A 23,010-nucleotide genomic window follows, 5' to 3' on the forward strand; every position below is an offset into this window, starting at 1 on the left:
ATACAGTTAATAGTAAGAAACTATTAAAATTATATAGTTGAGTTTATAGTATTAGTTTACTGACTAATGTTTAGAAAGTGGTTATATTTAAAGTTTACACAATAATCAATGTATTTTAGTTTTAAATTTAATTATAGAACGAGGTATTAATGAATCGTATTAAATCATTAAAAATAAAAAATTTTAAGCACATTGGAAATTCTTATGTTGGCTTTGATAGAATAAAAAATTTAAATATATTGGTAGGACAAAATAATATAGGTAAATCAACGTTGTTACAGTCAATAGAAATATTGATGTCAGGAGATGCTATATTTGAAGGAATCACAGAAGAGACTAGAATTAATTTTGGATTTTCCCTAGATGAAGATAGTATAAGAAGTCATTTCCATGAAAATTCTTATGGGGGGGCAATAGATGGTAACCATTGGAAATTTGGAAAGAATTACATTGGGAAATCTATATCATATGAGTTCCAACCTCGCAGGATGCTAGGTAAAGAACAAATAGCATTATTTTCTATTTCAGATATAATGCCAGAGGAATTAAATAGAAATAAGAGGATAGAAAAATTCATAGATTTAGCAGATAGATTTTTGTCTTATAATTTTAGAAGATTAAAAGTAGTTAAATTATCTGCTGACAGAAATTTATTGCCTGAAATACAAAGTAGAAATATAGATGTTTTGGAAGATGGGACGGGAGCAACCAATTTACTGAGACAATATTTGAATGTTCTTAATTTACCAAATGATGTTGTTGAAAATGATATCTTAAATGCTTTAAATCGCATTATGAAGCCCGAGAATCATTTTAAGAGAATTATGTGCCAAGAAATTGGAACTAATGACTATGATGATCCTAAATGGGAAATTTTATTGGTGAATGAAAATGGTAAAATTCCAATTTCTAGTTCTGGTAGTGGTTTAAAGACGGTTTTGTTGGTTTTGATAAAACTATTTTTAGAGACTAGGGGAATTTCAGGTTACAATCTTGAACAATCGGTAAGTGACTTTATATTTATTTTTGAAGAGTTAGAGAACAATTTACACCCAGCAATTCAGAGGAATTTATTTGATTTTCTTTATCAATGGTCAATAGAGAATGATACTTTAATATTTTTAACTACTCATTCTACTGTACCGATAAATATGTTTAGTGGGAAGGCTAATGTAACTCTTACTCATATAAAAAAAGAGAATCAGACTGTAGTGACTAATTCTGCACTTTCATTTATCGAAAATAGTGATATTTTAGTGAATTTAGGTGTTAGAGCAAGTGATATATTACAATCTAATGCTGTTATCTGGGTAGAAGGTCCATCTGATAGATCCTATATAAATCGATGGATTGAATTATACTCAAATGGAGTTCTAAGAGAGAATATACATTATCAAATTTTATTCTATGGGGGAAGACTACTTTCTCATTTAACTGGAAAAGTTAATGATTCGTCTGAATTAATTCAGTTATTTAGGGCTAATGTCAATGCAATTATTGTAATAGATAGTGATAAAACAGATTCAAAAAAACAAATAAATAGGACTAAACAAAGAATAAAACGTGAGTTTGATAACAATCAGGCTATAGTTTGGATAACAAAAGGTAAAGAAATTGAAAACTATTTGTCTAGAAAGATATTCAAAAAGAAATATAAGATAGATAAGCAAATAGGACAATATGAAAAAATTGATGAATTCTTGAATAATAACAGTAAAAATAAAAAGCAAGGTAATTATTATGTTAGAAATAAGGTATCTGAGTCAATTGAAATTGCTAAGTTAATAGAAAAAGAAGATTTACTAGTTCTAGATTTGGAAAAACAAATTTATAATGTAATTAATAAAATAAAGTTATGGAATGGTTTATAGAAGATAGAGAGTGAATAATAAATTTTTTAATAAAATTAAAAATGGAAATAAAGTCAATACTACAAGATATGATTGAAATAAAGGAAATGAATGAATTTTTTGAAAAAAAACAAAATAAATTAGAATTTAATTATAGTCATGAAGGAGAATATTATAAATTTAAAAATAGAGTTTCTGAATTTAAAAATAAAACAGTACCATTCTTTTTAGACGATCCAATAGTTTGGAAACTCTACCTCAGTAAGAATCCTTCCGAAGATTACTTTGATAAGGCACTTGATAATTATGAATTACAAAAGGGTAAAAAAGTAGAGGGTAAAGATAGGGGACATTTTATTCCAAAATGTTTTAAAGAATATTTAGTTCCTTTAGAAGAAAATACTCAAAATCAAGAAAAATTGAAAAAAATAGAGAATTTTTTTAGCAAAGGTAACAAAAGAAATATAACCCCTCAAGATCCAAAAGCAAACCGAAATTCCAAAGCTTTTGTTGGGCAGTTACATTTTGAACAGATAGTTAAAAATTTTTTAGATGATAAGGGAAATTCTGATAGAGAAGTTTATTATGAAATTGAAGAGTATAGAAAAGAATCACTAATTTTAGGGCGTAGAATTTATATTAACTTAAAAAATAAAAGCGATTCAAATGAAAAGATAATTCATGCGTTTATTCCTGAGGAACGGAGAAAAGGTTAGAGAGTATTTAAAATATAATATATCAAAATATTAGAGTTCTCTCTTATATTTAACTACTTATTAAATAGCAGTTTTATCTTACAAAATATTTTTCGTTCTACATATATATCTTAAAAAGGAGATAATATTTTGAGAAATATAACAGACAGACAGGATGATTTTAAGTTCAACACTTGGGGAGTTGGCCTATTTATTACTTTTATATTTTTTTTTCCTATTATAGTTAAAACGGTTAGATACTTCGTTTATTACGGGGCTACAATCCCTCCAGAACCTTTGAAGTTAGTATTCAATGTTTTGGTTGAAAATTTTGCTTTTTATGCGACTGCATTAACTATTTCTTTCACGGTATATGTATTTGTTAGTAATGAAAGAAATAGATACAATGATGAACGAAATGAACGTGAAAAAGAACGTAAAAGAAATGAAAAAGAAAAAGAGAAAGAATTAGAACAATACAAAGATCATTATAGACCTAGTTTTGTGGTTAACGATACTAAAGGTATAATTTTGATAATGCGAGAAGATAATTTATATATAGAGAATATAAAGTATTATGATTCTAGTGATATTACGAAAAATTATATTAGTATTGTATCTTTAAAGTCAGGAGAAGTTGTTTCTAAAAATATACCAGATTCATTTTATATTACTGCTACAACAATAATTGGTGAGGAAATTCTTTTTGGGTATCTAAATGGAGGCATAAAGATTTATAAATACCTAAAATCGAACGGAAATGCATTATTTCCTGGCATTGGAAATTATAGTTATATATCAGCATCTAAAGAATGGGGAGACTACAACAATATTAGTTCGCAGATTGATTCGATGTTATCTGAAATTTTCTTTTTTAATACATATGAAATTAGAGAAAAGATTTTTTTGAATTCAAATAAAGTTAAATTCATTGTAGACTCAATGAATTTCAATAAGCTTTTACATAATTTGTTCATGTTTTTTGAATCTGAAATTGAAGTAAATTCAGTAGAACTTTCTAGTGTCTATTCAATATTGCTATCTGTGTTAAATACTTTAAAATATAACACAGATTGTTTTGATGAAATTAAAAAATCTGATTTTGATATAAACTATATATTAGCTAAAGAGTCTTATATAATCAACAGTCTACCAACAGCAATTGCTTATTTTAATTTATTAGATGATATTAATGATTTTTTTATGATAGATTTTATTGATTATATACAAAGAAATCTACTTCTATTAAGAACTGGAAAACAGATTGACGAATCTACTGAAAAATTTGTTTTAAGAGCTATTATAGGTGTTCTAATTGAGATTTTTGATAAAACAAGTATACCTAGTTTAGGAAATATTCCTTTCATTGTTTTAAAAGCTAGTATCTTTAATAATATTCACTTAAAAAAATAGTGTAGATATTGCTTTAGGGGTATCAATAATTTTTTGTAAATACCAACTTGAAATTTAGTTTAATAACTAAAAAAGCAGTCGATTTCTCAACTACATAAGCTCCGAAAACTAAAAAGTGATAACCCTTTGATAACCTTTTGATTTTTAAAAGGGTTATATATGTAAATATTGAGGATTTATCTCTCAAAATTACTTAACTTTAGTGATAATTTACCATAAATATCATGATGTAGAAAAAACCAGGTCTTAAGAAAGCTCGTAAAGCATCACAATTCTCAAAACGTTAATCAATACGATTATATCAACGTTTCAAAGCACTCAAGAGTTTACCTCATGGGTGCTTTTTTTGTATTTTTGAAAAAATAATTAACTGGACAATAAACGTCCACTCTTTTTTGTAAACTTAAATTATCAATAAAAAGAGGTGAAATTAAATGAATTATTATCAAGTTGAGTTTAAGGATCCTGATGATTTTCTAAAAACTCAAACAGAAGATTTTATTAAGACTAATCGTTTATTGCTACTTAAAGAGGATGACGCTTATTACCTTATTTCTCAAGAAAATTACAATGATCAAGAAATCATGGGGAAAATAAAGGATTTTTTTGATCATGAGTTTACATTAAAAAAAGTTAAAACTCTAACAGAAAGCGATTTTATAAAGAAACTTGAAACAAGTGATAGAAGAGAGCTAGTGAAATTCTTACTATGTGCAAATAAAGAGACAATGTCTTATCATCTAAAGCCTAATTTGGAAAAGTTGAATGAATTGAAAAACATTTGTGGTCTTACCGATTTTAAGAAGGCTGTTCAAGGACTAATTACATACCTTTCATTTCAAGAAAAAATAAACAATAATGAACAACAGCAACACTTTTATATTTTTACTGGTGATAAAGGATCGGGTAGAAAGTTTGCAATCAAGTTTCTAGAGTCTCTCTTTGGAATGAATGCGATATTTGTTAATTGCAATCAATATTTTGTTCCTAAAATGGGTGAAAAAGATTTCTCTGTATTAGTTGATTTTCTTTCGGCAAGATTAAAAACAAAATCGGATGTTTTTGATAATTTTCGGCAAAAGAAGGGGAATTCCTTTAATATTATTATTTCTAGAAGCATTCAAGAGGCGGAAACTATTAGAAAAGAGCTACTTGAGGATTTTAATAAAGTTTCAATTGTTAATTTTCCGCAGTATGATGAATCAGAGCTTAAAGGGATCTGTATTCAAATGTTAAATCAAAAAGGTGTTCAATTGAGTAACGAAGATTTTGAACGATTAGTAGCTAAAAATCACATGCTAAAGGATGCTAAAGACGTTCGCCTTTTTGTTCAAGAGATTGTGGAATTTGCAGTACAAAATAATTATGATCCTTCAGAAAAAAATGAATTAAATCTCGAAGAATTTATTATCCCAAATGAATCTTCAGTTGAAGATGAAGAAAATGCAGAGAAAAAGTTGAGTGAATTAATTGGTTTAGAAGAAGTGAAAATAGTCTTAAACCAGCAGTTGGCATATAGTCAAGTTTCTGCAATGCGTCAGGATCATGGTTTTAGTAACGAAGTATTAAATCGTCATCTTGTTTTTTCCGGAAATCCTGGTACTGGAAAAACAGTAGTTGCTAGACTTTTTTCAGAAATTTTATACAACAATAAGATAATTCAAGAGAATAAGTTAGTGGAAGTAGGTAGGACGGAATTAGTTGGTGAATATGTTGGTCAAACTGCTCCAAAAGTAAAGAGAGTTTTTGATGATGCCATAGGGGGAGTACTCTTTATAGACGAGGCCTATAGTCTTATTCCTAGTAGTGAAAGAGATTTTGGACATGAAGCTATTTCAGCGATCATACAAGAAATGGAAAATCGTCGGGATGAGGTTTTGGTTATTTTTGCTGGTTATGAAGAATTGATGGCCCAATTCATTGAAACTAATCCAGGATTATCCTCTAGAATCTCCAGAGAAATAAAATTTTTTGATTATACAATTGATCAACTAATTGCTATTTTAGAATTGATGATCAATAAAAGACATTATCAATTAACTGACGATTGTAAGATGGTACTACTTCATCATTTTTCAGAAGTTGTCAATTGTAACAATTTTGGAAATGCTAGATACGTCCGCAAATTAGTAGATGAGATTATCTTCTGTCAAGCACAACGAGTGATTGAAGGCAATAAGATTCAGTTAGAAGATGAAAACTTTTTAAATCAAATTACATTGATAGATATTAATAAGGCTATTGTAGCTCTTGAAGCAAAATCATCAAAATCAATATCGTTGATAGGATTTGGAAGGTAGAAAAAACTATAGTAGGCTTTAAAAGAAGAAATCGGTATTTAAAAAAGAGTACGATCAGTAAAAGATTTGAACTAAGAAATTGATTGAATCTGAATCATTGGAAATGCTATAATATTGGTAAAGGATTAGAATTATATGAACGACCAAGAACGCTTATTAACTATATTTTTACGCTTACAGTCTGGCGCGCATTTAGCTAAGGCTCAGCTTGCTGATGAATTTGGTGTTAGTGAAAAAACTATACAACGAGATTTTTCTCTCTTGTCTGGTTTCTTAGATACACAACCAATGGTTGCAGCAGAGCTTGCTTATGATGCAAAGCACCATACAAGATACTTAAAAGGAAAATCTTTGTTTAATAAAAAGGATATTCTTGTAATTTCAAAGATTTTACTAGAAAATCGTTCTTTGAATAAGGAAGAAAACAAGTCATTACTTGATAGTTTATTAGCACTTATTTCAAAAGATGAGCAAAATGAAGTTTCCAGTATTATTGCAAGTGAGTTGCTAAATTATGCACCATTGTCAGACACACAAAATCGTATCGGTAAGGTTTGGGAATGGTCTGAAATGATTCGTAAGGAATTGGTACTAGATATTGAATATCAATCTCCCTATAATACTAAAAAGCACCATACAATTTTCCCGGTATCGCTTTATTATGATACTCATTACTTTTACATAGTAGCTTATAATTTAGTTTTTGATTCATATATGACCTTGAAACTAGATAGAATTCTTAGTTGGGTAGAATCTAAAGAAAAGAAACCTTCTCTCTCATATGGAAGAAAATTTCGTGATGGAGACATTCGTAATAAACGTGTAGATCCATTCATAGGAAAAGAGTTAAAGATCAGAGTCCTATTTGTCAATGATCCAACAATTGTTGTTGATCAGTTCCCAACAGCAAAAATTATTGAAAAAACTCCAAATGGTAATATAATTGAGTTTGTGAGTCAAGATACACCAGGGTTGAAGAGGTGGTTATTGAGTCAAGCGGAATCTCTAACAGTATTGTCTCCTCAATCGTTAATTGATGATGTAAAAACTCTTATAAAGAGAATGCAAGAAAATTACATTGACTAGATGTTTGATAAAGACTGGGAGAAATTTTTGTCTGTTAGAAAAGAATACTGTGAATTTCACCAACTAAAGGAGAAGATGAAATGAGTAGAGTTATATATAGAACTCGTCCATTTAGCCCCTACGCTAAGTATAGCAAGTATTGGAACGAATACATTCAAGAGGGTGACGAGATTATTAAGTACGTTTTTAATAAAGTTAAATTTCCCGACAGAGAATTAAGAAATAAAATATACTCAGATGAGAAACAAAGATGGACTATAGGTGATATTGATTTTCCTGATTGGTTATATGGATATGTGGTCGACTCTGATTTATCTGACAGTGGTAAAAAAATTGTCAAACAGTGGAGATTAGAGAAGTATATTTCTGATTTAAATAATTACAAAGAAAAAGGCTATTTCATTGATGAAGAAAAGAAAATTGTCATAACGGATCGAGAAATATTAATGTTCCGAGAAGACTCAGAAGTACCTTATTGGGATAAAATCACTTCCTTAGTAAAAGAAGCTTATAATCGTATTCGTATTACGCCTCAAATGATGGAGTTGGTAAAAAAAGATTTTGAGACTCAAACAGTGGATTATGAACTACTTTGTGACATGGCTGAACAAAATAGGAAGAAAAACGAAGAGAAAGAAAAAGAATTTTTAGCCAAGCAGCAAGAATTACAAGAGAAAAAAGATTACGAAGTAGCTATTCAATTGTTTTTAAGACTACAAAAAAATTTAGATGATATAAAGCCAAAGTTAAGTGAAGAAGGAAGAAAAGAAATTGATCATCTTCTTAATTTAATCGATGAATCAGAAGTAAGTCGTGCTAGATATGATATTTTACATCAAGCGGGAGTCGAAATAATTTTGAAAGAAAAAAGTAAGAGAGGCTAATTTGAATGGATTATGTTGCAAGAATACACTTAAAAAGAAATGATAACATTAGGCAAGAGTTGATTGACTTCTGTTTAAATAATTCTGAACAGCATCTTGCACTTGGTTGGAGTCGCTTAAGTAGCGATATTAGTGAAGATGACTTTAATGAATACTATAAACGAATAAAAAAAGAACGAGGTAGAGCGAATCCGGCAATAAATGTTTTTAAGGATGCTAAGATAGATGACTTATTCTGGACAAGAGATTTAAATGGAAATTATTGGATATGTAAAGCGAAATCTTCTGCTAAAGTAGTCTGTGACACTAATTTAGATATTGGTTCAATCATATCTGTTGATGCATTTAATGTTGGAATGCAAGTTCCTGGACAGATTAAATCTTCCTTTAATAGGCCACGTGGTAGTACGATAGAAAGGATTTGGGATAAGAGTATAATAGAATACTCAAAATTGTTGTTTAATATATTTTCGAAAAATAATTATTTTGAGATAACTCCATTTAGAGGAGGACTTCTTAATAATCTGCCTGAATTTGATTTAGAAGAACTCGTTATTTCCTGTCTTCAAATTAAGGAAAATTATTATGTACTTTCTAATTCAATTGCAAAGCAGTCTACAACCATAAAAATTGAATGTGAGATGATCTCAAGAGACATCAATAATCCAAGAAAAGCAGTAGTTCAAGTAAAAGGGAAGAAGGCAAATGAACTTGATGCTTTAGAATTTAAACAATATGTAGATGATGGCTATCTAGTTTATTTGTATGGTCCAAAAATAATTAATTTAGATCAAATTGAAAATGTAATTAAAATAGAGGATAGTGATTTATTAACTTTCTACGAGGAAAATAAATCGATTCTTCCAGCATCTATTACACAGTGGGAAGATCTATTTGTCGGTAAATAGATATTTGAATGTAAAAAGGATAAGTACACTGAATATTACTGCTTACAGACAAAATAAAATTTTTAAAAGCTACAGAGAAACATGGTATAATGTAACTAAAGGAGGTAGCATATGTCCTTAGATATAGATAAAGAAAAGATGACAATCATGGGAGTAGCTTTTGAAAATCGGTCCGTTTTTAAGAGTGTTTGGTATGCTTTAAGTACAAATATGATTGAAGGATGGCGATCTACGGTTAGTGGTGTTGAAACATTGCGAGATGAAGCTCTTGCTCTGGGAATGACTTAATGAAGCGTAAATGTTAGGAGTCTTATGACGATATTGATTCGGATAATTTATATATCTATCCAGCTTCTTCAGTTCTAAGAAATAAGCAGGAAGGAAAAAAGCACGCGAGCTTGAATATCGTATGATTGCTAGTAAGAGTTTGAAATTATATATCAATCCTATCTTAGTTAATAGTTTAAAAGTAGTTTGTTTCACAACTACATAAGCTTAGAAAGGTTGAAAAGGGATAACTCTTTAATAACATCTTGATTTGTTAAAAGATATTTTGTCCACTACATTTTTTCAATTGAGTATCATTTGTCATAGATAGAACATTGCATTCAGAATAATGAAAAACGCATCGAAATGGTGCGTTCTGTTTTTATGCTACCATAAAAGGAGGGAAACAAATTGAAAATTTTTAAGGGAGAGTTTTATCGAATCTCTGTATTAACAGACAAGTTAGTAAGGTTAGAATACTCTCAAACTGGAAGTTTTGAGGATAGAACGACACAACTTATCTATAATAGAGATTTTGGCCAAGTTTCGTTAGATTGTATCGAGACATCAAACGTACTAGATATTATGACGGACTATTTTCATCTGCACTTTAATAAAGGAGAATTTAACCCCGAAAATTTATTTATAGAATTAAAAGGAAATTTTGCCGTATATGGTAGTCGCTGGTATTTTGGTGAATCTATTGAAACGTTAAAAGGAACAGCTCGGACTCTGGATGAGGCAGATGGAGCAATCTCGTTAGAAGATGGAATTATTAGCCGAAATGGTATAGCCTTATTGGATGATTCTCAAGGATTTATTTGGGATGAACAGTCTGGTTATATTGAGAGAGAAAATCAAATTGACCTGTATTTCTTTGCCTATGGGCATGATTATAGAGGAGCAATCAGAGACTTTTACCATTTGACTGGTTCAACACCCTTGTTGCCAAGATATGCTTTAGGCAATTGGTGGAGTAGATATTGGCCTTATACGTCGGATGAATACTTGGATTTAATAGACAGATTTGAAACAGAGAAAATTCCATTATCTATCGGTGTTTTAGATATGGATTGGCATATCACTGACATTCCAGCTCGTTTTGGAAGTGGCTGGACAGGATATAGTTGGAATAAAAATTTAATACCTAATCCAGAGCAGTTATTGCAACAACTTCATGATAGAAAGTTGAAACTCTCCTTAAATGTCCATCCTGCTGATGGTATACGGGCTTATGAAGAAGCTTATCCTCGAGTCGCCAAACGATTGGGGTTAAATGTAGAATTAGAAGAACCTGCCATTTTTGATTTTTTTAATCCCTCTTTTAGAGAAGCCTACTTTAAAGATGTTCATTATGAGCTAGAAAAGCAGGGAGTAGATTTTTGGTGGATTGATTGGCAACAAGGGACACAAGGTATGCTAGATCCACTATGGCTTTTAAACCATTATCACTATCAGGATAGTTGTAAAAATGCAGAAGGCGGTTTGATTTTATCAAGATATGCAGGTCCTGGTAGTCACCGCTACCCTGTTGGTTTTTCAGGGGATACTATTATTAGTTGGAATTCGTTAAGATTTCAACCTTATTTTACAGCGACAGCATCTAATATCGGTTATAGTTGGTGGAGTCATGATATCGGTGGGCACATGCTGGGGGATTATGACGAAGAGCTACAAACTAGATGGCTACAGTTTGGCGTTTTTAGTCCGATTACTCGATTACATAGTTCTAGAAGTCCCTTTAATAGTAAAGAACCTTGGTTTTTTTCAGAAACAACATCTAAGATTATGAAGAAATACCTTCGTTTGAGACATCAGATGATTCCATATCTATACACTATGAATGTAAAGACACACGAGGCAGGTGCCCCATTAATCAGCCCAATGTATTATTTCTACCCAGAGAATGATGAGAGTTATAATGTTCCAAATCAATACTTTTTTGGAACAGAACTGATGGTGGCTCCCATTGTAGAAAAGATGGATTTGGCATTCCAATCTGCAAAAGTGGATGTATGGTTCCCTGAAGGTGAATGGTATGACTTCTTTTCAGATAAAAAATATACAGGCGGTGTGAAGTTGAGTGTTTATAGAGACATTTCGACTATACCTGTGTTTGCAAAAAGTGGTGCAATCATTCCTTTGGTTGGTTCTGAGATAGATATGGGTGTTGATTTACCTGAAGTTGTAGATTGGTATGTATTCCCAGGCAAACAACATTCTTTTGAAATGATTGAAGATCAAAATGGTCAAAGATATAAAACAAGATTATCAATCGATTGGGAAATGGGAATGGTAGAGTTGGCATTACAAGGAGATTCTAGTATCGTTCCAAGTAATAGAAAGCATAGAATTCATTTTAAAGGAACGAATGTGTCTATGATTGAATTGCCAAATAAGAATGATATATCTAGATTTGAATGTAAAGATAATAAAAGGATATCCCTAAATGATGAAGTTTTTAGACTACTAAAGACGGCTTCTCTTCCATATGAATTAAAAGATAGATTGTTAAATCAATTCATCAATGCGAAAAATTCTCATGAGTTAATGAATATCTTGCATCATCAGGATAAGGAATTGAGAGGGCGTTTGTTGGAAATGATATTTACTAATGAAAACTAATTGAGACATTTCGTACACAATTTCTATTATTTAATGTGTAATGGTTTTACATCTCTATGCTTATTGGCTTGTATTTTAGTAATTACAAGTTTGGCATAGGGATGTTTTTTATTTACTGAAGAGGAAAGGATAAGTATGTTTCAAGTTTTTAAATATTTTTTAAACTAAACAGGAGCAAATTTTTAAAGGTGATTTCTCAAAGTAACTTCCACTTGCCTGACCGAAGTGGAAGTTAGTCTGAAACGGATTTTTATGGTGGAATTAAGTATGAGACGTGTGATTTTTTCAGAAAATTTTCTAAAACAAACAGGATTTGTTTGACATTTATTTGAAAATTCTGTAAAATGAATTATTATATCGTTAAAGGAGAATATATATGGAAAAACAGAAAACATTTTTTGGACATCCTATGGGCTTGTCCACCCTCTTCTTTACAGAAATGTGGGAACGCTTTTCTTACTATGGGATGCGAGCTATCCTACTTTACTATATGTACTATAGTGTGCAAGATGGTGGATTGGGAATGGATAAGACCACAGCTGCATCGGTTATGGCGATTTATGGCTCGCTGGTATTTTTGTCCTCGGTTATCGGTGGTTTTGTCAGTGACCGTATTTTAGGAAGTCGTAAGACTGTCTTTTACGGTGGGATTCTGATTATGCTAGGGCATATTGCTTTGGCAACACCTTTTGGACAAGTGGCTCTCTATCTTTCTATTGCCTTGATTATCTTTGGTACTGGATTTTTAAAACCCAATATCTCAGATATGGTGGGGGGAATTTATGAGAAAGAGGATGATAGACGGGATGCAGGTTTTAGTATCTTTGTCTTTGGTATTAACTTAGGTGCCTTCGTTGCCCCTTATCTAGTGGGTTATCTAGGTCAGGAAGTCAATTTCCATCTAGGTTTCTCATTAGCTGCTATTGGGATGTTCTTTGGTCTAGTGAAGTATGTTTTGGATGGGAAGAAATATCTGCCTGAATCAAGTCTTTACCCCACTGATCCACTTTCACAGAAGGACCAGCAGACCTTGATTAAACGCTTGCTGATTACACTTGTCGTAGTTATTCTCGTGATTATAGGCTTAGTCTTTACTCACCAGTTTAATGTGGATATGATTGTTAATATCTTTACAGTGATTGCTGTAATTATTCCAATCTACTATTTCTTTAAGATTTTATCTAGTCAGAAAATAACTGCTACTGAGAGATCCCGAGTATTTGCCTACATTCCTTTATTTATCGCTGGAGTACTCTTCTGGTCTATTGAGGAGCAGGGGTCTGTTGTTCTCGCTCTATTTGCGGATGATCAAACTCGACTTTACTTTAATGTATTTGGGAATCAGATTCATTTTCCATCTAGCTTTTTCCAAAGTATCAATCCACTTTTCATTATGATTTATGTGCCGATTTTTGCGTGGTTGTGGGGGAAAATGGGTAAAAAGCAACCATCCTCTGCTAAGAAATTTGCTTACGGTTTATTTGCTGCAGGTTTATCCTTCTTGTGGATGATGTTACCAGGGATGCTCTTTGGGACAGATGTTAAGGTCAGTCCTCTCTGGTTGATTATGAGTTGGGCTATTGTGATTGTAGGGGAAATGCTGATTTCGCCGATTGGTCTATCAGTCACTACTAAGTTAGCACCAAAATCCTTCCAAGCACAAATGATGTCTATCTGGTTCTTGAGTAATGCAGCTGCCCAAGCTATCAATGCTCAAATTGTAAAATTTTATACAAGCGAAACTGAAGTTGCTTACTATGGAATTGTTGGAGGAATTACGATTGTATTCAGTATTATCTTACTCTTCTACGTTCCGCGTATTGAAAAACTAATGTCTGGTATCAAATAGAGAAAAACTGGAATTTCTGTAGGGATTCTAAAAGTTAGATCAATTATTTATTCAAAGGATTTAGTTCTGTATTGTATAGGGCTAGGTCCTTTTAGTTTGATTAATACTCTTCGAAAATCAAATTCAAACCGCGTCAACGTCGCCTTGCCGTACTCAAGTACAGCCTGCGGCTAGTTTCCTAGTTTGCTCTTTGATTTTCATTGAGTATAAAACTCACGATGTTTCTGCTTTTCCTAGTGGACATTTGTCTACTTTTTTTATATAATAAAACTAAACCATATTGGTTGAGTTTTAAAAATGTAGATTCAAGCATCGATTAGTCTTTCTAAGGGAGATGTTCTCCATTAAAGCATCATAACAGGAGGTGAAGTATGTATCAGCCAGAAAAATTAAAGGCTCGGAGGAAAGAGTTAAAACTGACACAGAAGGAAATTGCAGAGCAACTTGGGATTAGTTTCCAGGCTTACTCGGCTTGGGAACGTGGAGTCAAGGAACCGTCCAAGGAGAAGGTGTTCCAGCTAGAGAATATTTTAAAAGTACCAAAAGGATATTTTACTCAGATTGAGATTGTCCGTCTCTACCATAGCCTCTCCAAGCAAGGGAAGGAGAAGGTTGTTCTCTATGCTCGCAACCTATCTCAAGAGGAGAAAGTCCAGAAAGTGCCTCCTATGCCAGCGCGCCTCTACGAGTACCGTGTTTATGAACGCATGTCAGCAGGGATTGGGGCTTCGGTCTACGATGATCAGAATTTTGATACGGTTTACTTTAATGAGGAGTTGGCTCATGATTTTGCGTCATGGGTGTCTGGGGACTCCATGGAACCTAAATACCAAAATGGTTCAGTAGCTCTGATTCGAGAGACAGGATTTGACTATGATGGAGCGGTTTATGCAGTGGTTTGCAACAACCAGACCTATATCAAACGGGTCTATCGAGAGGAGAATGGATTGCGTCTGGTCTCTATCAATCCTAAATACAAGGATATTTTCATCTCCTATGAGGAAGATCCTCGGATTGTGGGGATTATCGTTGGGAACTTTGTGCCGATGGAGGGCTAGCCAATGGGCTACTTTGATTATTCCAGAGAGCCCAAAAGTGACATTGCCTTTGTCGATATGAAATCCTTTTATGCCAGTGTTGAGTGTGTGAAAAGAGGATTGCATCCGCTGAAAACCTCGCTTTGTGTCATGAGTCGCGCGGATAATTCAACTGGTCTTATCCTAGCCTCCTCTCCCCTGTTTAAGAAGATTTTTGGCAAGTCAAATGTTGGTCGGGCCTATGATTTGCCTTTTGATATCAAAACGCGAAAATTTTCCTATTACAATGCTCGAAAGCAAGGGCTACCGACTGACTCGGACTATGTTCGCTACATCGAAGATTGGGCTCAAGTGACCTTGATTGTCCCTCCTCGAATGGACGAGTACATTGCAGTCAATATGGAAATCCAGCGAATCTTTCAAAACTATGGCAGTCCAGATGATATTTATACTTACTCTATCGATGAGGGCTTTATTGATCTGACTAGTTCCCTTAATTATTTCATTTCAGACAAGAGTCTCTCTCGCAAGGACAAGCTGGATCTGCTTTCTGCCCGTATTCAGAGGGATATTTGGAGGCAGACAGGGATCTACTCTACAGTAGGTATGTCAAATGCCAATCCTTTACTGGCTAAGTTGGCTCTGGATAATGAGGCTAAGCACACTCCGACCATGAGGGCCAACTGGTCTTACCAGGATGTGGAAGAGAAGGTCTGGTCCATTCCCAAGATGACGGATTTTTGGGGGATTGGCAGGCAGATGGAGAAACGCTTGCATGCTCTGGGGATTTTTTCCATCAAGGAATTGGCCACAAGCAATCCAGACCAGCTAAAGAAAGCTCTGGGTCAGGTTGGTCTGCGTTTGTGGTTTCATGCCAACGGGATTGATGAGAGCAATGTTCATAAGCCCTATAAAGCCAAATCCAAGGGCTTGGGGAATTCTCAAATCTTGCCTAGAGACTACGTGAAGCTACGGGATATTGAAATTATTCTTCGAGAAATGGCGGAGCAGGTAGCTATTAGACTGAGAAGGGCGGGCAAGAAAACAACCCTTGTCTCTATCTATGTCGGTTTCTCTAAACAGGAGGTCAGGTCGTCTATTCACACACAAATGAAGGTCAAACCGACCAATAATACAGCTGTCTTAACGGATTATGTTTTGAAGCTATTTCATAACAAATACACTTCTGGAGCGGTCAGAAGTGTCGGAGTTAACTATTCAGGCTTTGTAGACGAGTCCTTTGATTTGATATCTCTCTTTGATGATGTTGACAAGTTAGAAAAAGAAGAAAGGCTCCAGACGGCCATTGACTCCATTCGGGAACAATTTGGTTTCACTTCCCTTTTAAGAGCAAATGCACTGGAAGAAGCCTCTAGGAGTCTTGCCAGAAGCAAGCTGATTGGGGGACATTCTGCTGGAGGATTAGATGGATTACAATGATTGATCGTTCTTATTTACCTTTTCAATCCGCGCGAGATTATCAAGATCCAGGTATGCAGAAGTGGATGGGATTTTACCTCTCAGAACACACCAGTTCGCTCAGTGAAGAAAAAAGCCGTGTTGATTTTTCGACGGATTTGACTCCAGATGAGAAGTTGCACTTGCTTTCTCAGCTTTATGTTGGCCAACTTAAGGGAAGTTTTGTGGTAAAGGAAAAGAAGCAGAAAATCACCATCATCGGTGTGGTGAGAGAGTTATCACCTCAGACTCTATCTATTAGGACAAACGAGGGATATAGGTTGATAGAGGTTGCAGATATCCTAGAAATTCGGCTGTGGGAGGAGGGAGTTTATGACTAGAAAAGAGCTGTATGAAAACAAACTGCAGATGGATTATTTTTCAGATGACTATATTCGTTTTGAAGAGGATTTTCAAAAATACTCTGCCATGAACGTACCCTTGACTTTCTTGATTGATGACATCCTACGAACCATGGCGATGAATCAGAAAAACTACTTTGTCTTAAACAAGGAAAATGCTAAGGATGGGCGGGAGCATAGCTTTTATTTTAGGGTGGTAACGGAAAAAGCGTGTCCTAGAAATAGGACCTATACATATTCAGGAGTCAAGAATAGCAGTCAGTAGTGCCTTGTCTGCTATGAATGTATCATTTTTACAACACTTCATGGTTCATATCATGGGGTGTTTTCCTATTCAAGTCAAAGCCCATCAAAAAATCCCACTATTCTTAGGCTAAAGGAGAACTAATCATAGTGAGATTATGAAATTATAGTAGTTTTTGTATCGCCTCTTCAATTTGTTTTGGGTCTGTTTTTGAAGAGAAGCGTTCAAAGACCTGCCCATCACGACCAATGAGAAACTTAGCGAAATTCCATTCGACTCGTTTTCCCAGTGGGCCAGATTTTTGTTCTTTCAACCAAACATAGAGAGGGTCTGCTTCCTTACCGTTGACCTTGATCTTGGCAAAACGTGGGAAGGTGGTTTGATAATGTAGGCTACAGAAGGCGTTGATTTCCTCTGCGCCGCCTGGTGCTTGTCCCATAAACTGATTGCAAGGAAAGTCTAAAATCTCAAAACCTTGTTCTTGATAGCGATCATAGAGTTCTTGAAGTCCTTGGTACTGGGGCGTTAAACCACATCCAGTAGCAGTGTTGACAACCAAAAGAACCTTACCACGATAGGCATCTAGTGAGGTTTCTTGATGGTCTTGGTTCAAGACTGAAAAATCGTATAGTGAAGTCATTGCTTGCTTTTCTCCTTCTGTTTGGTATTTTTAGGAGTTTTCTCCTCCTGTAGTGATAGAAATCCGTAGGTCAGGGTTCCAAAAATGCTACCTATAATGAGGCCATACATCAGGAAAGGAACACTTTTATCGAATTGCATGAGCAACTTCACAAAATCTGAAAGGGACATCTGCTGAACGAAGACTTTATGAAAGATGAGTAAGGTAAAGAGGCCGATCTGAATAACGATAAACACAATCCAGCTTCGGAATTTGATTTGGGCTTTGCTGTAGGTTTTGAGGATGATTTCTGATTTGTCATCCTTTTCAAGATGAAGCTCTTGGACGGCTTTTTGAGCTTTTATACTCATGAACAAAATGAGTCCAAAATAGATGTAGGGCATAACATTTCGAACAATTTCTATAAAGCTTCCGAACAAAATATAGAATAGGAAGAGAATGAAGGAAGAGTAAAAGATTTGGATCATGGAACGGGCGCAAGCCTTGTAGATAACCTCTTGACGGCATTCATCAAAAGGCCCTTGGATATGAAAGAAATTTCGAAGTAGGCGAGTTGTTAAGTCTTCTTTTTTCATGGGTGATTTCTCCTAAATGAACGATGTTATTTTGTTTCTTTTACGAATTGATAGAGATAATAAAGATAAGTAATAGAAGAAAGGATAGCGATAGTTAGCAGTATATAATATTTCCAATTGATTGAAATGAGCGTCAGTTGTGGTAAGGATAGAATCATAAAGAATAGTGCTAAGTTGAGTATGCGCGTTTTTTGGGAGTCAATCTTTAGATAAGTCAATCCTTTGTTGAGTGCTGGAACAAAGACTGGAAGGAAGACTATATCGTAGATTGGCAAGTTCCCTGAAACGATGATGAAGATGAGCAGAGAACTGAACAAAAGATGATAGGTAAGTAAAGTTACTAGTGATTTCATAGGGTACCTCCTAATCCTCATCTTGATCTTTCTTAGCTTTTGCAATGCGACGGGAGATGAGGAACTGTATGCTTGCTCCGAAGAAGATAGAACCGAGAATGCTTGATACACCATTTCTTATAGTAAGAAGAGAATTAAAATAGTCCGGACTTTCACCTATGAGTATACTGAGAAGAGGAGTTATAAAAAACATCCATAGACCAAAGAACAAACCTGCTTTCAGACCTGGGTAATGTAGTTGCTTACTTTCTTTCTCACTCAGCATATCTGGATCAATAGCTGTAATCCCTGTTTTTTTCATTTGGTAGGTGACATAGCCAGCAGCGATGAGGGCAATCACTAGAATCAGAGGAGGATAGATTAGAGCCACTTCTTGAGGGTATTTATAGGCCAGAAGGAGTGGAATAAGATTTCCGAAAATCATCAGATAAAAGAGGACGATAAAGACTTGGTTCCCGATACGATCGATCTCACGCCGTTTGTATTCGTCAAGGGGACCAGAAATGCCGTATGTGCGTTTGATGAGTTTTTCAGTGAAGGTTTCTTTTTTCATGAGTTGGCTCCTTTTTTAAAAATTATCCTCCCAAAAGAGACTATTGAGGTCAGTTTGGAGGCTGCGGGCGAGATTGAGACAGAGTTCCAGGGTTGGATTGTACTTGTCGTTCTCAATCATATTGATGGTTTGTCTCGAGACACCGATATCCTTGGCGAGTTCGAGCTGAGAAATGCCTAGTTCCTTGCGAAATTCTTTCACACGATTCATCTGGACTCCTTTCTGCTTTATGTCGTATATATTTGACTATATTATATTCTTCTATGGAGTGAATGTCAAGCATATTTGACATATTTCTTAAAGAAATCTTACTTGTTTTTGGCCTATTTGTCTGACTAGTGCAAGCTAGTCGGATTTGTGGTAAAATAGATAAGATATGACAAAAGAATTTCATCATGTAACGGTCTTACTCCACGAAACGATTGATATGCTCGACGTAAAACCTGATGGTATCTACGTTGATGCGACTTTGGGTGGAGCAGGCCATAGCGAATATTTATTAAGTAAATTAAGTGAAAAAGGCCATCTCTATGCCTTTGACCAGGACCAGAATGCCATTGACAATGCGCAAGAACGCTTGGCTCCCTACATTGAGAAGGGGATGGTGACTTTTATCAAGGATAACTTCCGTCATTTACAGGCACGTTTGCGCGAAGCTGGTGTTCAGGAAATTGATGGAATTTGTTATGACTTGGGGGTGTCTAGTCCTCAATTGGACCAGCGTGAACGTGGTTTTTCTTATAAAAAGGATGCGCCACTGGACATGCGGATGAATCAGGAAGCTAGTCTGACAGCCTATGAAGTGGTGAACCACTATGACTATCATGACTTGGTTCGTATTTTCTTCAAGTATGGTGAGGATAAATTCTCTAAACAGATTGCGCGTAAGATCGAACAAGCACGTGAAGTCAAGCCAATCGAGACAACGACTGAGTTAGCAGAAATTATCAAGTCTGCCAAACCTGCCAAGGAGCTCAAGAAGAAGGGCCATCCTGCCAAGCAGATTTTCCAGGCTATTCGAATTGAAGTCAATGATGAACTGGGAGCAGCAGATGAGTCCATCCAGCAGGCCATGGAGATGTTGGCTCTAGATGGTAGAATTTCAGTGATTACCTTCCATTCGCTAGAAGACCGCTTGACCAAGCAATTGTTCAAGGAAGCTTCAACAGTGGAAGTTCCCAAAGGTTTGCCTTTCATCCCAGATGATCTCAAGCCCAAGATGGAATTGGTATCCCGTAAGCCAATCTTGCCAAGTGCAGAAGAATTAGAAGCCAATAACCGCTCGCACTCTGCCAAGTTGCGCGTGGCCAGAAAAATTCACAAGTAAGAGGAAAAAATGGTAGATAAGAAAGAAACAACCAGTCAATTCTTGCAGAATCGTATAAAAAAATTCTCACGTGTGGAGAAGGCTTTTTATCTTTCCATCGCTTTTACGGCTCTCGTTTTAGCAGTGAGCATTATCTTTATGCAGACACGGCTCTTGCAAGTGCAAAGTGATTTGACAAAAATCAATGCGCAGATAGAGGAGAAGAAGACAGAGCTCGATGATGCTAAGCAGGAAGTGAATGAATTGATTCGTTCAGAGCGCTTGAAAGAGATTGCAGATAAAAAAGATTTGAAATTGAATAATGAAAATATCCGAACAGCGGAGTAAGATATGAAATGGACAGAAAAAATAACCCGATTTGCGATAAAAAATCGTAAATCTCCAGCAAAAAACCGTAGGATAGTTGGTAAGTACCTCAGCTTTGTAGCTGTTACCCTTTTCGCCCTCTTTTTGGCTAATTTTGCGTATATTATCGCAAAAGGTAATATATTTGGTACTGACTTGGTAAAAGAGGCTAAAAAGGTTCACCAAACAACTCGAACAGTACCTGCCAAACGTGGGACGATCTATGACCGAAATGGAGTGCCTATCGCTGAAGATGCGACCTCTTATAACGTCTATGCTGTTATTGATAAAAAATACAAGTCAGCAACGGGTAAAATTCTTTATGTAGAGGATTCGCAGTTTAATAAGGTAGCTGAAGTCTTCCATAAGTATTTGGATATGGATGAAGCTTATGTGAAAGAGCAATTAGCTCAACCAAATCTGACCCAAGTTTCTTTTGGAGCAAAAGGAAATGGGATTACCTATGCCAATATGATGGCTATTAAAAAAGACTTGAAAGATGCTAGTGTGGAAGGGATCGACTTCACAACTAGCCCTAACAGAAGCTACCCAAATGGCCAATTTGCTTCTAGTTTTATTGGATTAGCCCAACTCCATGAAAATGAGGACGGCAGTAAGAGTTTATTAGGAACTTCTGGTCTGGAGAGTTCGTTAAATACCATTCTTGCTGGGACAGACGGTATTATTACCTATGAAAAGGACCGTGTAGGAAATATCGTACCCGGTACAGAACAGGTAGCGCAGCAGACTGTAGATGGCAAGGATGTTTATACAACATTGTCTAGTCCGCTCCAATCTTTCATGGAAACCCAAATGGATGCCTTTCTGGAAAAAGTAAAAGGTAAGTATATGACCGCGACCTTGGTCAGTGCAAAGACTGGTGAAATCCTTGCTACTACCCAACGACCTACCTTTAATGCAGATACTAAGGATGGCATCACCAAAGACTTTGTTTGGCGTGATATCCTTTATCAAAGTAACTATGAACCAGGATCAACCATGAAGGTTATGACGTTAGCTGCTTCTATTGATAACAATACCTTCCCAGGTGGAGAATATTTCAATAGCAGTGAATTAAAAATAGCAGATGCGACGATTCGAGATTGGGACGTTAATGAAGGTTTGACCGGTGGTGGTATGATGACTTTCTTACAAGGTTTCGCTCACTCCAGTAATGTTGGAATGAGTCTACTTGAACAAAAAATGGGAGATACTACTTGGTTGGATTATCTAAACCGCTTTAAATTTGGGGTCCCAACTCGCTTTGGCTTGACAGATGAATACGCTGGTCAACTTCCAGCTGATAATATTGTCAATATTGCCATGAGTGCATTTGGTCAGGGGATTTCTGTAACGCAGACCCAGATGCTACGTGCTTTTACAGCCATTGCCAATGATGGTGTTATGTTGGAACCAAAATTTATCAGTGCCCTTTATGATCCAAATGATCAAACCGTTCGTAGATCTCAAAAAGAAATTGTAGGGAATCCAGTTTCGAAAGATGCAGCTAGCCAAACTCGTACTCACATGGTCTTGGTAGGAACGGATCCTAGATATGGAACTATGTATAATCATAGTACAGGAAAAGCAACTGTCAATGTTCCAGGTCAAAATGTAGCCCTCAAGTCTGGTACAGCCCAAATCGCTGACGAGAAAAATGGAGGCTACTTGGTTGGTTCTACCAACTACATTTTCTCGGTTGTGGCTATGAACCCTGCTGAAAATCCTGATTTTATCTTGTATGTAACGGTTCAACAGCCTGAACATTATTCAGGTATCCAATTGGGAGAATTTGCCAACCCAATTCTTGAAAGAGCTTCAGCTATGAAAGAATCTCTCAATCTTCAATCTCCTGCTAAGAATTTAGATCAAGTGACGACAGAGTCTTCTTATGCAATGCCTAGCATCAAGGATATTTCACCTGGTGATTTGGCAGAAGCCTTACGCCGAAATATTGTGCAACCAATCGTTGTAGGTACTGGAACAAAGATTAAAGAATCATCTGTAGAAGAAGGGACCAATCTTGCACCAAACCAACAAGTTCTCCTTTTATCGGATAAGGTAGAAGAAATTCCAGACATGTATGGCTGGAAAAAAGAGACTGCTGAGGCCTTTGCTAAATGGTTGGATATTGAGCTGGAATTTGAAGGGTCAGGTTCTGTTGTACAGAAGCAAGATGTTCGGACTAATACAGCTATCAAAAACATTAAAAAAATTAAATTAACTTTAGGAGACTAAT

22 protein-coding genes and 1 pseudogene are annotated in these 23,010 nt (G+C 35.1%); 18 read left to right on the forward strand and 5 right to left on the reverse strand.

What is annotated here, in order from left to right; genetic code table 11:
• Positions 1–149 precede the first annotated feature (149 nt).
• From L0P31_RS02830 to L0P31_RS02895, 15 genes and pseudogenes are all read left to right on the forward strand, one after another.
• Positions 150–1,871, forward strand: a complete 1,722-nt coding sequence (locus L0P31_RS02830) for an ATP-dependent nuclease (protein ID WP_225742249.1) — start codon at positions 150–152, stop codon at positions 1,869–1,871.
• A 68-nt stretch (positions 1,872–1,939) separates the two neighbouring features.
• Positions 1,940–2,566 carry a DNA/RNA non-specific endonuclease gene (locus L0P31_RS02835; RefSeq protein ID WP_238095644.1) on the forward strand — a complete coding sequence of 209 codons (627 nt, stop codon included), beginning with the start codon at positions 1,940–1,942 and terminating at the stop codon, positions 2,564–2,566.
• A gap of 129 nt (positions 2,567–2,695) precedes the next feature.
• The gene (locus L0P31_RS02840) at positions 2,696–3,958 is read left to right on the forward strand and encodes a hypothetical protein (RefSeq protein ID WP_238095646.1); all 1,263 of its coding nucleotides are present in this window, start codon (positions 2,696–2,698) and stop codon (positions 3,956–3,958) included.
• 434 nt (positions 3,959–4,392) lie between these two features.
• Positions 4,393–4,488: pseudogene (locus L0P31_RS09485) on the forward strand (DNA recombinase); the annotation flags it as partial.
• Between the two features lie 1,002 nt (positions 4,489–5,490).
• Positions 5,491–6,258: an AAA family ATPase gene (locus tag L0P31_RS09490; RefSeq protein ID WP_283218073.1), complete on the forward strand. Its 768-nt coding sequence runs from the start codon at positions 5,491–5,493 to the stop codon at positions 6,256–6,258.
• A gap of 135 nt (positions 6,259–6,393) precedes the next feature.
• Positions 6,394–7,344, forward strand: coding sequence for a helix-turn-helix transcriptional regulator (locus L0P31_RS02850; protein ID WP_238095651.1), 951 nt, complete (start codon positions 6,394–6,396; stop codon positions 7,342–7,344).
• An 80-nt stretch (positions 7,345–7,424) separates the two neighbouring features.
• On the forward strand, positions 7,425–8,228 hold the full coding sequence (locus L0P31_RS02855) for a hypothetical protein (protein ID WP_238095652.1): 804 nt from the start codon (positions 7,425–7,427) through the stop codon (positions 8,226–8,228).
• 5 nt (positions 8,229–8,233) lie between these two features.
• Complete coding sequence (locus L0P31_RS02860; RefSeq protein ID WP_238095654.1) at positions 8,234–9,136, forward strand: ribonuclease D; 903 nt, start codon at positions 8,234–8,236, stop codon at positions 9,134–9,136.
• Positions 9,137–9,247: 111 nt separating this feature from the next.
• Positions 9,248–9,424, forward strand: coding sequence for a hypothetical protein (locus L0P31_RS02865; RefSeq protein ID WP_238095656.1), 177 nt, complete (start codon positions 9,248–9,250; stop codon positions 9,422–9,424).
• Positions 9,425–9,814: 390 nt separating this feature from the next.
• Entirely contained in the window at positions 9,815–12,028 is a 2,214-nt protein-coding gene (locus L0P31_RS02870) for a glycoside hydrolase family 31 protein (protein ID WP_020903432.1), read from the forward strand.
• A 439-nt stretch (positions 12,029–12,467) separates the two neighbouring features.
• Positions 12,468–13,877 (forward strand): peptide MFS transporter, encoded by a 1,410-nt coding sequence (locus L0P31_RS02875; RefSeq protein ID WP_419991934.1) that lies wholly within the window; start codon positions 12,468–12,470, stop codon positions 13,875–13,877.
• Between the two features lie 371 nt (positions 13,878–14,248).
• Positions 14,249–14,935, forward strand: a complete 687-nt coding sequence (locus L0P31_RS02880) for an XRE family transcriptional regulator (protein WP_238095660.1) — start codon at positions 14,249–14,251, stop codon at positions 14,933–14,935.
• A gap of 3 nt (positions 14,936–14,938) precedes the next feature.
• Complete coding sequence (locus L0P31_RS02885; RefSeq protein ID WP_024057241.1) at positions 14,939–16,354, forward strand: Y-family DNA polymerase; 1,416 nt, start codon at positions 14,939–14,941, stop codon at positions 16,352–16,354.
• Positions 16,351–16,713, forward strand: a complete 363-nt coding sequence (locus L0P31_RS02890; RefSeq protein ID WP_000567217.1) for a hypothetical protein — start codon at positions 16,351–16,353, stop codon at positions 16,711–16,713. The genes L0P31_RS02885 and L0P31_RS02890 overlap by 4 nt, the downstream gene beginning before the upstream one ends.
• A complete protein-coding gene (locus tag L0P31_RS02895; RefSeq protein ID WP_023945290.1) occupies positions 16,706–16,999 on the forward strand; it encodes a DUF5960 family protein in 294 nt (97 codons plus the stop codon). Before L0P31_RS02890 ends, L0P31_RS02895 begins: the two co-directional genes overlap by 8 nt.
• Positions 17,000–17,141: 142 nt before the next feature.
• Here the strand turns inward: L0P31_RS02895 and L0P31_RS02900 are convergent, their stop codons facing one another.
• The 5 genes from L0P31_RS02900 to L0P31_RS02920 are packed head-to-tail and all read right to left on the reverse strand — an operon-like array spanning position 17,142 to position 19,309.
• A complete protein-coding gene (locus L0P31_RS02900) occupies positions 17,142–17,618 on the reverse strand; it encodes a glutathione peroxidase (RefSeq protein WP_024057243.1) in 477 nt (158 codons plus the stop codon).
• Positions 17,615–18,193, reverse strand: a complete 579-nt coding sequence (locus L0P31_RS02905) for a DUF3278 domain-containing protein (protein WP_004256383.1) — start codon at positions 18,191–18,193, stop codon at positions 17,615–17,617. Before L0P31_RS02905 ends, L0P31_RS02900 begins: the two co-directional genes overlap by 4 nt.
• 26 nt (positions 18,194–18,219) lie before the next feature.
• A complete protein-coding gene (locus L0P31_RS02910) occupies positions 18,220–18,546 on the reverse strand; it encodes a hypothetical protein (RefSeq protein ID WP_023946653.1) in 327 nt (108 codons plus the stop codon).
• A 10-nt stretch (positions 18,547–18,556) separates the two neighbouring features.
• The gene (locus L0P31_RS02915) at positions 18,557–19,099 is read right to left on the reverse strand and encodes a DUF3278 domain-containing protein (protein ID WP_023946651.1); all 543 of its coding nucleotides are present in this window, start codon (positions 19,097–19,099) and stop codon (positions 18,557–18,559) included.
• 15 nt (positions 19,100–19,114) lie between these two features.
• Positions 19,115–19,309 (reverse strand): helix-turn-helix transcriptional regulator, encoded by a 195-nt coding sequence (locus L0P31_RS02920; protein WP_001082471.1) that lies wholly within the window; start codon positions 19,307–19,309, stop codon positions 19,115–19,117.
• Between the two features lie 166 nt (positions 19,310–19,475).
• On the opposite strand from L0P31_RS02920, the gene rsmH reads away from it, so the two are divergent.
• From rsmH to pbp2x, 3 genes are read left to right on the forward strand one after another with little or no spacing between them, the layout of a single operon-like run.
• On the forward strand, positions 19,476–20,426 hold the full coding sequence (gene rsmH, locus L0P31_RS02925) for a 16S rRNA (cytosine(1402)-N(4))-methyltransferase RsmH (protein WP_238095662.1): 951 nt from the start codon (positions 19,476–19,478) through the stop codon (positions 20,424–20,426).
• 9 nt (positions 20,427–20,435) lie between these two features.
• Positions 20,436–20,753 (forward strand): cell division protein FtsL, encoded by a 318-nt coding sequence (gene ftsL, locus L0P31_RS02930; RefSeq protein WP_000227824.1) that lies wholly within the window; start codon positions 20,436–20,438, stop codon positions 20,751–20,753.
• A gap of 3 nt (positions 20,754–20,756) precedes the next feature.
• Positions 20,757–23,009, forward strand: a complete 2,253-nt coding sequence (gene pbp2x / locus L0P31_RS02935) for a penicillin-binding protein PBP2X (RefSeq protein ID WP_238095664.1) — start codon at positions 20,757–20,759, stop codon at positions 23,007–23,009.
• Position 23,010: the final 1 nt, after the last annotated feature.

Origin of the sequence: Streptococcus mitis (assembly GCF_022137125.1) — a bacterium.
GTDB classification, from domain to species: domain Bacteria; phylum Bacillota; class Bacilli; order Lactobacillales; family Streptococcaceae; genus Streptococcus; species Streptococcus mitis_CE.